Source organism: Bordetella petrii, from assembly GCF_020991325.1.
GTDB lineage: Bacteria > Pseudomonadota > Gammaproteobacteria > Burkholderiales > Burkholderiaceae_B > Bordetella_A > Bordetella_A petrii_E.
In genome coordinates this window covers 1-10,266 of sequence record NZ_JAJMLX010000161.1, presented here as the reverse complement: position 1 = coordinate 10,266, position 10,266 = coordinate 1, and the positions used below count along the sequence as shown (strand labels likewise).

General features: G+C 65.2%; 7 protein-coding genes and 1 pseudogene. 1 reads left to right on the top strand and 7 read right to left on the bottom strand.

What is annotated here, in order from left to right; translation table 11 throughout:
• A pseudogene (locus LPZ50_RS15935) lies at positions 1 to 235 on the top strand (hypothetical protein); the annotation flags it as partial.
• A gap of 15 nt (positions 236 to 250) precedes the next feature.
• Here the strand turns inward: LPZ50_RS15935 and LPZ50_RS15930 are convergent.
• The 7 genes from LPZ50_RS15930 to LPZ50_RS15900 all read right to left on the bottom strand — a co-directional run bounded on the left by LPZ50_RS15930 (position 251) and on the right by LPZ50_RS15900 (position 10,250).
• Positions 251 to 2,077 carry an SLC13 family permease gene (locus tag LPZ50_RS15930; RefSeq protein WP_230662483.1) on the bottom strand — a complete coding sequence of 609 codons (1,827 nt, stop codon included), beginning with the start codon at positions 2,075 to 2,077 and terminating at the stop codon, positions 251 to 253.
• Positions 2,078 to 2,104: 27 nt separating this feature from the next.
• The gene (locus LPZ50_RS15925; protein WP_230662481.1) at positions 2,105 to 3,529 is read right to left on the bottom strand and encodes a basic amino acid/polyamine antiporter; all 1,425 of its coding nucleotides are present in this window, start codon (positions 3,527 to 3,529) and stop codon (positions 2,105 to 2,107) included.
• A gap of 103 nt (positions 3,530 to 3,632) precedes the next feature.
• Positions 3,633 to 4,877, bottom strand: coding sequence for an arginine deiminase (gene arcA, locus LPZ50_RS15920; RefSeq protein ID WP_230662479.1), 1,245 nt, complete (start codon positions 4,875 to 4,877; stop codon positions 3,633 to 3,635).
• A gap of 15 nt (positions 4,878 to 4,892) precedes the next feature.
• A complete protein-coding gene (locus LPZ50_RS15915; protein ID WP_230662487.1) occupies positions 4,893 to 6,320 on the bottom strand; it encodes a basic amino acid/polyamine antiporter in 1,428 nt (475 codons plus the stop codon).
• 60 nt (positions 6,321 to 6,380) lie between these two features.
• Positions 6,381 to 7,400 (bottom strand): AI-2E family transporter, encoded by a 1,020-nt coding sequence (locus tag LPZ50_RS15910; RefSeq protein WP_230662477.1) that lies wholly within the window; start codon positions 7,398 to 7,400, stop codon positions 6,381 to 6,383.
• The gene (locus LPZ50_RS15905; RefSeq protein WP_230662475.1) at positions 7,397 to 8,848 is read right to left on the bottom strand and encodes an alpha/beta hydrolase; all 1,452 of its coding nucleotides are present in this window, start codon (positions 8,846 to 8,848) and stop codon (positions 7,397 to 7,399) included. Before LPZ50_RS15905 ends, LPZ50_RS15910 begins: the two co-directional genes overlap by 4 nt.
• The gene (locus LPZ50_RS15900; protein WP_230662485.1) at positions 8,841 to 10,250 is read right to left on the bottom strand and encodes an efflux transporter outer membrane subunit; all 1,410 of its coding nucleotides are present in this window, start codon (positions 10,248 to 10,250) and stop codon (positions 8,841 to 8,843) included. Before LPZ50_RS15900 ends, LPZ50_RS15905 begins: the two co-directional genes overlap by 8 nt.
• Positions 10,251 to 10,266: the final 16 nt, after the last annotated feature.

Here is a 10,266-nt window from a genome sequence, read left to right as displayed (position 1 = left end):
GGTGGGCGGCGGGTCCGGACGCCGCCTGACCACCGTGGGCGGCGCCATCGGCGGCGCCATGGCGGGCAATGCGGTGGAAAATGCGCGCAGCCGCAGGCAAGGGCTGGAAGTGACCGTCAGCCTGGACAACGGCACATCCCGGGTGGTGGCGCAAGAGGCCGACGTGCCGCTGTCGGTGGGCCAGCGGGTGCAGGTGGTGACGCAGGGCAACATCATGCGGGTGGCGCCGCTATAGTGCCAGTTGCGGCATTCAGGACGGGAACAGCACGGGCACCAGCGCAATCGTGGCAAGCAGCGCAATTACCATCAGCGGCGTGCCCAGTTTGAGATAGTCGCCGAAGGTATAGCGTCCCGCCACGCTGACCAGCGCGTTGGATGGCGTGGAGATCGGCGACATGAAGGCCGCGGATGCGCCTATGGCCACGGTCATGGCAAAGGCTTGCGGCGAGGCGTGCAGCATCTCGGCAAGGCTGATGGCCACTGGCCCCATCAGCACGGCGGTGGCGGTTCCGGATATGGCGATGCCCAGGCTGACCGTTGCCAGGAACACGATGGCCAGCTGGGCATGTATGCCCCATGGCCCGGCCACATGCAGCAGCAGGTCGGCCGCCAGGTCGACCCCGCCGCTATGTTCCAGCGCCACCGCGAACGGCAGCATGCCGATGATCAGCAACAGGCTGCGCCAACTGATAGAGCGATACGCCACGTCCAGCGACATGCATCCAAACAAGCCCATCAGCAAGCAGCCTATCAGGCCCGCCATCACATTGGGCAGCCAGTCCGTCAGCATCAGCAGCACCACCACTGCCAACGCGAACAGGGCATGGGGGGCCTTTTCCGGCAACGGCACCAGCGCGTCGGTTTCCGCCGGCAGCGCCAGGCTGACCAGATCGTGCTCCTCGGCCTGCATCGAGAATATGGCCTTCCAGGGCCCCACCACCAATAGCGTGTCCCCTACCCGGATGCGGATGCCGTGCAGGTCGCGCAGCGCCTTCCGGCCTCGCCATACCCCCACCACCGCCAGCCCATGCTGCTTCAAGGTCGGCGAGCTGCGAGGATGCGCGTCCACCAGCCTGGACTCCGGCGGGACGATGACTTCAGCCATGCCGACATCGCGGGCCTGGTCCAGGAAGTAGGCCCCCGACATGGGCAGCGGCTCCAGGCCGTGCTGCGCGCCGAACTGCGCGATGTCGAACGAGGCGGCCTCGACGTCCAGCAGCAGGATGTCGCCCTCCTCCATCACGCAGTCGGCGGTGGCCTGCAGCACGGCGCGGGCGAACCTGGCGCTGCGTTCGATGGCCACCACGCAGGCCTGCGGGTTGACGTCCAGGCCGCAGGCGCCCAGGCTGCGCCCCACCAGGTCGGATTGCGGGCCGACTCTCAGGCGATAGGCCCTGTCCTGCAAGGCGTAGCGGGTGGCCCAGTCGCCCATGCTGGGGCGGCTGGCCTGGCGGCTGGCGCGCCCGTCGCCCAGGAAGCGGCGCACGCCCAGCATATACACAATCGCCGCCGCCAGTACCACGATACCGATGGGAGTGAATTCGAAAAAGCTGAATCCCGGGTAGCCGTCGTAGACCAGGGCACTGTTGATGAGCAGGTTGGGCGTGGTGGCCACCAGGGTCAGCATGCCGCTGATCATGGCCGCCATTCCCATGGGCATCAATATGCGCCGGCTGGACATCTCGGCCTGCTGCGTGACACGCAGCACGATGGGAATGAAAATGGCCACCACCGCCGTGGTGCTCATGATGGATCCCATCATCGCCACCACGGCCATCAGCAGCACCAGCAGGCGCGCCTCGCTTTGCCCGCCGTGGCGCAGCAGCCAGTCGCCCACGTGCTGGGCCACGCCGGTGCGCACCAGGCCCTCGCCTATGATGAACAGGCAGCCGATCAGGATCACGTTGGGATTCGAGAACCCTGCCAGGGCCTCCCGGACCGATATCACCCCGGTCAGCGGCAGCAGCACCATGGCGATCAGCGCCACCGCGTCGGCCCGCGGGCGCCCCAGCAGGAACAAGGAGATGGCTCCGCCCAGCAGGGCCAGGACCGTGGCAAGATCGCCGGTGATCATCATATGTGTGCCTGCCTGGATGGGGCCGGCCTATGCCGAACCGCCGTGCACGAAGACCCGTGCGAACGCCACCGCAAACCCCAGCAGCACCAGTCCCAGAATGGGCCACTCGTAGCCCGCGAAGACATGGCCCCGCTGTTCGCGGCGGGCAAGCACGAACAGGAGCGTGCCCGGCGCGTAGATCAGCGCCGACAGCACGAAATAGTCGAAGCCGCCGGCCAGGATCATGCCCAGTGAATATACGGTGGCCACCGCGGCGATGAACCACTCGAAACCGCGGCGCCGGCTCCAGCCTGTATAGGTTTCGCCGCGGGTGGTCAGCAACAGCCCGAAGGCGGCCACGAAGAAGTAAGGCACCAGGCTCATGGCGCTGGCCATGTTCTTGATCAGCACGAAGGTATCGTTGGTAAACAAAGTGCCGATCAGGAAAAGCTGTACAATGCCGTTGCTGAGCCAGAGCGCCGCGGCGGGCACGCCGTGCCGGTTCTGCGTGCCCAGGAAGGCCGGCATGGTCTGGGCGCGGGCCGCGGCGTGCAGTACTTCGGCGGCCAGCAGTATCCAGGACAGGTAGGCCCCGGCCACTGACACCATCAAACCTATGCTGACCAGCAAGGACCCCCACGGCCCCACCACCGACCGCAACACGCCCGCCATCGACGGATTGCGCAGGCCGGCGAGTTCCGCGCGCGGCAGCACGCCGTATGACAGCAGGGTCACGCACACCAGCAGCGCCAGCACCAGCAGAAAGCCCAGCACTGTGGCCCAGGCCACGTCGTCGCGGCGCTTGGCATAGCGTGAATACACGCTGGCGCCCTCCACCCCCAGGAACACGAACACGGTCACCAGCATGGTGCCCTGCACCTGCTGGAGCAGGCTGCCCTGGTAAGGCCCCGCCGCTTCGGCCAGGTTGGCGCGCAGCACGTCCATGTCGAGCGCCAAGGCGACGATCGCGATGAAAATAATGATGGGCACGATTTTCGCAATGGTCACGATCGTGTTCATGCCCGTGGCCTGCTTGATGCCCGAAAGAATGGCGAAATGCGTACCCCACAGCAATACCGATGACACCAGTACCGCCGGCAGCGTATCGCCGTCGCCGAAAAAAGGCACCACCGCGCCCAGCGTGGCCTTGAAGATCACGAAGTAGCTGACGTTGCCCAGGCAGGCCGCGGTCCAGTATCCCAGCGCCGCCAGGAACCCGATATAGCGGCCGAACCCCACTTTGGGGTAGATGAAAATGCCTGAATCCAGTTCAGGGCGCCGGCGGGCCAGGAACTGGAACACCATGGCCAGCGTCAGCATGCCCGTGCCGGCGATGGCCCAGGCGACCAGCCCGCCCAAGGGCCCCGTGTTGCGCGCGAATACGCTGGGCAGCGAAAAAATGCCTGCCCCGACCATGGAACCCACCACCATGGCGGCCAGGGCCATGCGCGACAGCTTGGTCTGATCGTTCACGGCGTTCTCCCGGTGCTAGATCCGGCGGTTGGCGGCCTTGGACGCATCCATGCCGGTGCAGGAATGCGCCCCGCCGTTCCGCATTCCTGCGCCGCTCATCCTCCTACTCGGCGGCGTCGCGCGCAATGGGGCATGTCATGCAGTGCCCGCCGCCCCGCCCGCGGCCCAGCTCGGCGCCTACGAAGGTAATGACCTCGATGCCGGCCTTGCGCAGCATGGTATTGGTGTACACATTGCGGTCGTAGGCCAGTACCACGCCCGGCGAAATGCACACCAGGTTCGCGCCGCTGTCCCACTGGGTGCGCTCGCGCATATAGGCGTTGCCGCCGGTTTCCACCACCCGCATTTTCGGAATACCCAGGGCCTCGCCGATGGTATCCACCAGCGAGCCCTTGTCCTTGTGCAGCTCGAGCTGTCCCGGCTTGTTGCCGGGCCGGTACGAGAAGGCCTGGATGCCGTTGACGATATCCGGATACATGAGCACGCAATCGCGGTCGGCGAAGGTCAGCACCGTGTCCAGGTGCATGGCCGCGCGCAGCTTGGGCATGGCCGCCACAATCACCCGGTCGGCCGCGTTCTTCTCGAACAGCGAGGCGGCCAGCTGGCTGATGGCCTGGCGCGAGGTGCGCTCGCTCATGCCTATCATCACCGTGCGGTTGCCGATGGGCATGACGTCGCCGCCCTCCAGGGTGGCCAACCCGTGGTCGGCCGTCGGGTCGCCCCACCATACGTTCACCTTGCCCGCGAACCGGGGATGGAATCTGTAGATGGACGAGGTCAGGATGGTTTCTTCGTGGCGCGCCGGCCAGTAAAGCGGGTTGAGCGTCACCCCGCCATAAATCCAGCAGGTGGTGTCGCGCGTGTACAGCGTATTCGGCAGGGGCGGCAGCAGGTATTCGGTGACACCCGCGGCCTCTCGGATCAGCGCCAGCTGTTCGCCACCTATCGATTCCGGAAATTCTTCGGTCGATAGGCCCCCGATCAGGGTCTCGGCCAGCTTGCGGGCCGGCAGTCCGTCCAGATAGCCGCGGATCTCGTCCAGCAGCCCCAGGCCCACCTGGTTCGCCACCACCTGGTTGTCCAGTATCCACTTCTTGGCCTCGGGCACTTCCAGCGTCTCGGCCAGGAGATTGTGCATCTCCAGCACCTCGACATCCCTGTCGCGCATCTTGGTCATGAAGTCGAAATGATCGCGCTTCGCGTTATCTACCCAAAGCACGTCGTCGAAAAGCAGTGCATCGCAGTTGGACGGGGTCAGTCTTTCATGCGCCCGCCCGGGCGCGCACACCATCACGGTGCGCAATTGCCCTACCTCGGAATGCACGCCAAATGCTAGGTTCTCAGCCATGGCAAACTCCTTCAGTTAAATAACAATCCAACCACGAACCAGGCCCACGATGGCAGCGATGCAACCTATCCAGGCCACGATGAAAATCACCAGTTCCACAGAGGTGAACAGGCGCCGGCCCTGCTCCCGCCGCGCCCAGTAATACAAGACCGAGCCGGGCGCGTACAGCAGCGCGGACAGCAGCACGAACTTCAGTCCGCCCGCCAGTATCATGAAAGCCGTGTACACCACGGCGATGCCCGCCAGCGTCAGGTCGCGGTTGCGGCCCACGCCGGCCTCGTAGGTTTCGCCGCTGCGCGCCAGCATGAAGCCGAAGCCCGCCACCAGCAGGTAGGGAATCAACGACATGGCGCTGGTCAGGCTCAGCATCAGGGCAAACGCATCGCTCGACCAATACGTGCTGATCACGAACAACTGCACTATGATGTTGGTTACCCACAACGCCACGGCCGGCACGCCGTTCTTGTTGGTCCGCGCGAAGGCCTTGGGCATGTCGTCGTTCTTCGCCGCGGCAAACAGCACTTCGGCGCAGATCAGCGACCAGGCCAGGTAGGCGCCCAGCACGGAAATCAGCAGGCCCAGGCTGATGAACACCGCGCCCCACGGCCCCACCACGCTGGCCAGCACCCCGGCCATGGACGGCTGCCGCAGCCCCGCGATATCGCCCTGCTCCATCACGGCATAGGGCAGCAGGCTTACCAGCACCATCAGGCACAGCGCGGTGACGAAACCGATCAATGTGGCCACGCCGACGTGCGAGCGCTGCGAGGCAAAGCGCGAATACACGCTGGCCCCTTCAATGCCCAGGAAGACGAACACCGTCACCAGCATGGTCAGGCGCACCTGCTCGAACAAGCTGTAGCCTTCGGCGCCCGAGGCGCCCCACAAGTTGGCCCGGAACAAATCCACCTTGAATGCAATCAGCAACATGATGATGAACAGGACGATGGGGATGACCTTCGCCACCGTCACCACGGCATTGATGAAGGCGGCCTGCTGGATGCCGCGCAGGATCATGAAATGGAACAGCCAGATGCCCACCGACGCCGCCGCGATGGCAATGACGGTATTGCCGTCGCCGAACACCGGAAAGAATGCGCCCAGCGTCGACTTGATCAGCACCCAGTACGACACGTTGCCGATGCAACTGCCTATCCAGTAGCCGAACGCCGACAGGAAACCCAGATAGTCGCCGAACCCGGCCTTGGCGTAGGCGAACACACCGGCGTCCAGGTCGGGCTTGCGCTCGGCCAGGCTCTGGAACACGCGGGCCAGCGTATACATGCCCGCGCCGGCGATGGCCCACGCGATCAGTGCGCCGATGATGCCGGTGGCGCCGCCGAAGGTGCGGGGCAAGGAAAATATCCCCGCCCCGATCATCGATCCCACTACCATGCCCGTCAGGGCCATCAAACCCAACTTCTTTTCAGTACTGTTTTCCATCATTCACCTCGGCTAAAGAGATAAGCACAGGTAATGGCGTGCCGGGACGGCTAGCGTCGGTCAGTCGGTTTCATGGCGGACGGCTCCGGTGCGGTTGAAAGAAATGCTGAACGCCGTCGTGCAGGCGATCAGCAGCGGTACCCCGATGAACGTGCCCGGTATGCCCCATACGAACCCCCAGAAGAACACCGCCAGCATCACCATCAGCGGCGACAGCGACAAGGCGTTGCCGGCCAGCCGCGGCTCCAGGTAGCAGCCGTAGGCAATCTGGATGAAATTCAGCACCAGGAACACGGCCAGGCTGGCCTGCAGCGATTCATACTGGCCGAACGCGAATAACGCGGGGAATACCGTGGCCACGAATGGCCCCAGGAACGGGATATAGTTCAGCAGGAACGCCAGGCCGCCCCACGCGGTGGCCAGTTCCAGCCCCGCGTACATGGCAAACAGCCATACGGTCAGGCCGGTCAGCACGCTGGCGATGGTGCGTATCCACATATAGCGGCGCAGTTTGGCGGCGATCTGGGCGGCCCCGCGCAGCCAGTCGCGGCTACGCTGGGGGCCCAGCAGTTTCTCAAGCCGCGCGGGCGCTTCGTCCAGTTCGAACAGCCCCAGCGCAATAAAGATGATGGTAAGGAAGGCCAGCCCCAGCATGCTGTTGATGCGCAGGGCCACTTCCTGCACCAGCCGCACCAGCCACGAAACATTGAAACTGTCCAGGAACATGCGTACCAGCAACGCGCCATGCGGATGCAGGTTTTCCGTTTCCAGGCTGAACAGGCGCTGGAAGCGGTTGGCGTTGCCCAGCATCCATTGCGCGATCAACCCGAACCCCCAACCGGCCAGGGACAGGAACACCGCGGCGCCGGCCGCGGTCAGCAACAGGGTGGCAAGCGCCGCCAGCCACGCGGGCATGCGGCGGTTCAGCCAGGCCCGTGCCGGCGCAACCAGCGCAAGCATGAACAGCGCGAACGCCAGCGGCACGAATACCGGGCTGGCCAGGTACATCAGCCCCAGGACCAGGATCGCGCAAATGACGAACAGTACGGTGGGCGTGCTGTCAGGCTGCCGGCTCATCATCGTGGAATGACTCCATCAATACGTCCCAGCATGTAGGGAAAGAACGGGTTGGATGTCAGACGGGCCAGGGAATCCATGCCGATCACGAAGGCGCCCACTTCTCCCCGCATCGACACGGCTCCCAGGCTGATGCCGAATTCCTCGATATTGTCGGGATGCTGGCCATAAAGCGCGTCGTTGGTGGGAAACGGCAGTGCCACGTGCGACAGCGAGTAAATCTCGCGCGGATAGCTCAACCCGATGGAACGCTCGACGATCTCGGTCGAGCCCGCCTCGGTGACCCGCTCGATCATGTCGTTGGACGCGGTATTGACGTTGGTGACTATCGTCAGCCGGTAGTTGCGCCGCTCGCCAGGCAAGGTGCCCGCCATGGCCCATTCCACGCCCCGGCGGAACAAGGGCCCCAGCTTGGTGGCGCGGTTCAGGTCGAACAGCACCAGTTCGCTGCCGTTTTCGGGCAGGCGCGCGTACAGCGCGTTGATCAACGCCCGCGTGCTGACGGTGAAATCCAGCACCGAATGGAAGCTGATGACGGGGGGCAGTCTCGCCAGGCCGCCGTCGCGCTGGCGCGCGGCCAGCCTGTCCTGCAGGGCCATGGTCAACTGATATGACTGGCGCGCCGCGTTGATGGGGAAAGAGTTGTACTTGAACGGGTTGAATTCCGGCACGATGCTCAGCCAGGCGGCCTTGGCAAACGCCGGCAATATGGCCGGCAGGCCAGCCAGCCCGGCAAACCGCGCGAACCGTGTGATGCCTATCATGGGGGAAATCAGGATCAGGCGATCCGGTGCCGCCAGGCTGGAGTCTTCCAAGGCCTGCAGGGTGTACATCATGGCCAGCGCGCCGCCATTCGAAAACCCCACCATGTGCAGGGGCCTGGGCGCCGGAACCCGGCGGCGCGCCTCGCGCACCGCCAGGCGCGTGGCCGCCAGCCAGTCTTCCCACACCGACTCCGTCAATGCGGCGGGAACGGTGCCGTGCCCGGGAATGCGGATGGCAACGACGGCGTAGCCCACCGACTGGTAATGGAACGCCAGGTGCCGCAGGCTGTACGGGGAATCCGTCAGGCCGTGCAGCAGCACTACCGCGCCCACGGGCTCGCCCTGCGGCATCAGCACATAAGAACGGTTCCAGTCGTGCGCGAAATGGTCGGGGTTGACCACCGAACCGGCGAAATAGCGGTTGCTTGCAACCTTCTCGTCTTCGTCGAGCTTCTGGGTGACGTTCTGCCGCACATCCTGGAACAACTTCTGCTCGTGCCGGACATAGGTATCCCAGTCGGTCTTGTCGATCCGTGCCGCATCCATTTCATCGGGCACATAGGTGTGCCAGGGCCCCAGCGGCGGGCTTTGCTGGATCTCGAGCAAGCGCAAGCCGATCAAGGTGACCATGGCCACCACCAGGATCAGCGCCGTTATCTTCAGGGTTTTCTTCAGCACCCTAGTCATTTCCGCCTCCCAGTGCAACGTATAGCGATACGCCGTTCTGCAGCTGCGCCGCGCGCAGCAGCAGCATCTGCTGTTCGGCGTTGAACAGGTTGCGGCGCGCGTCCACCACTTCCAGATAAATCGAAATGCCATTCAGATAGCGCAGTTCGGCCGTCTCGGCCAGCCGCCGCTGGGCCTGCACCGCGGTTTCCAGGGCCTGCAACTGGTCGGTGTAGCGTTTGCGCCGCTCCAGCGCGGTGGCCACTTCGCTGAAAGCCGTCTGCACGGTGCGCTGGTAGGTGGCGGCCAGCTCGTCGCGCTGCGCCAGCGCCAGGTCTACTCCGGCACGCCGCTGGCCCCAGTCGAAAATGGGCAAGCCCAGCACACCGCCGAAGCTCCACACTTCGCTGTGGGACGAAAAAAGGTCGTTCAGCTCGGTGGAGGCATAGCCGAAGGTGCCGGTCAGGGCAATGCGCGGGAAAAACGCCGCCCGGGCCGCGCCGATATTGGCGTTGGCGGCGCGCAGGCGGTCTTCGGCCTGGCGCACGTCGGGCCGCAACACCAGCAAAGACGATGGCAGGCCCGCGCTCAGCGCGGTGAACTGGCCCATGTGTTCGATGGGGTTGGGCCGCGGCGGGGCCTCGTCCAGGCTGCCGCCCACCAGCACGCGCAGCCGGTTCCAGTGCTCCGCCGTGGTGCGCTGCAGTTCCGCCCGCTGCGTCTGCGCCTGGGTCAGCAGGATAGCGGCCTGCTCGTAGTCCACCGAAGACGTCACGCCGGCGTCCAGCCTGTCCCGGGCCACTTGCAGCGCGTAGCTGCGGGTGGCCAGGGTACTCTCGGCCAGGGCGATGCCCTCTTCCCCCGCCCGCGCGGCGTAGTAGGTGGCCGCGATATTCGCGATCAGCGACAACCGGAAGGCCTGCTTGCCCTGCACGGTGGCCAGGTACTGGTACTTGGCCGCCTCGCTCAGGTTGCGCACCCGGCCCCACAGGTCCAGTTCGAACGAACTGACCATGGCCTGGGCGTTGTACTGGTCGAAGATGATGGTGCGGCGCACGTCGGCGAATGCCGGGTCCACGCTGGACAAGGGCGCCTGGGTACGGCTGGCGCCCGCGCCGGCATCCACGCGCGGCAGCCGGTTGGCCTGCTCGATGCGGTAGAAGGCCCGCGCCTGTTCGATGCGCGCCATGGCCGCCGCCAGGTCGCGGTTGCGTTCCAGGCCCAGGGCGATCAGGCGCTTCAACTGTTCATCGCCGAAAAACTGCTGCCAGCTGATGTCCTGGGCGTACACGTGGACAACGGGATCGGGGTCGGCGAACTGCTCCGGTATGTCCACATCGGGCGCGCGATGCGGCGGCGCCAGGTTGCAGGCCGCCAGGCTGCCGCACAGCAGCCCGGCCAGCAAGGCGCGGCGCGGCTTCACTTGTCTCCCTCCGGCC

Excerpts from the sequence above, each read along its gene's own strand:
- LPZ50_RS15930 (WP_230662483.1), bottom strand. The coding sequence starts at position 2,077 with ATGATGATCACCGGCGATCTTGCCACGGTCCTGGCCCTGCTGGGCGGA.
- arcA (WP_230662479.1), bottom strand. The coding sequence starts at position 4,877 with ATGGCTGAGAACCTAGCATTTGGCGTGCATTCCGAGGTAGGGCAATTG.
- LPZ50_RS15915 (WP_230662487.1), bottom strand. The coding sequence starts at position 6,320 with ATGGAAAACAGTACTGAAAAGAAGTTGGGTTTGATGGCCCTGACGGGC.
- LPZ50_RS15910 (WP_230662477.1), bottom strand. The coding sequence starts at position 7,400 with ATGATGAGCCGGCAGCCTGACAGCACGCCCACCGTACTGTTCGTCATT.
- LPZ50_RS15905 (WP_230662475.1), bottom strand. The coding sequence starts at position 8,848 with ATGACTAGGGTGCTGAAGAAAACCCTGAAGATAACGGCGCTGATCCTG.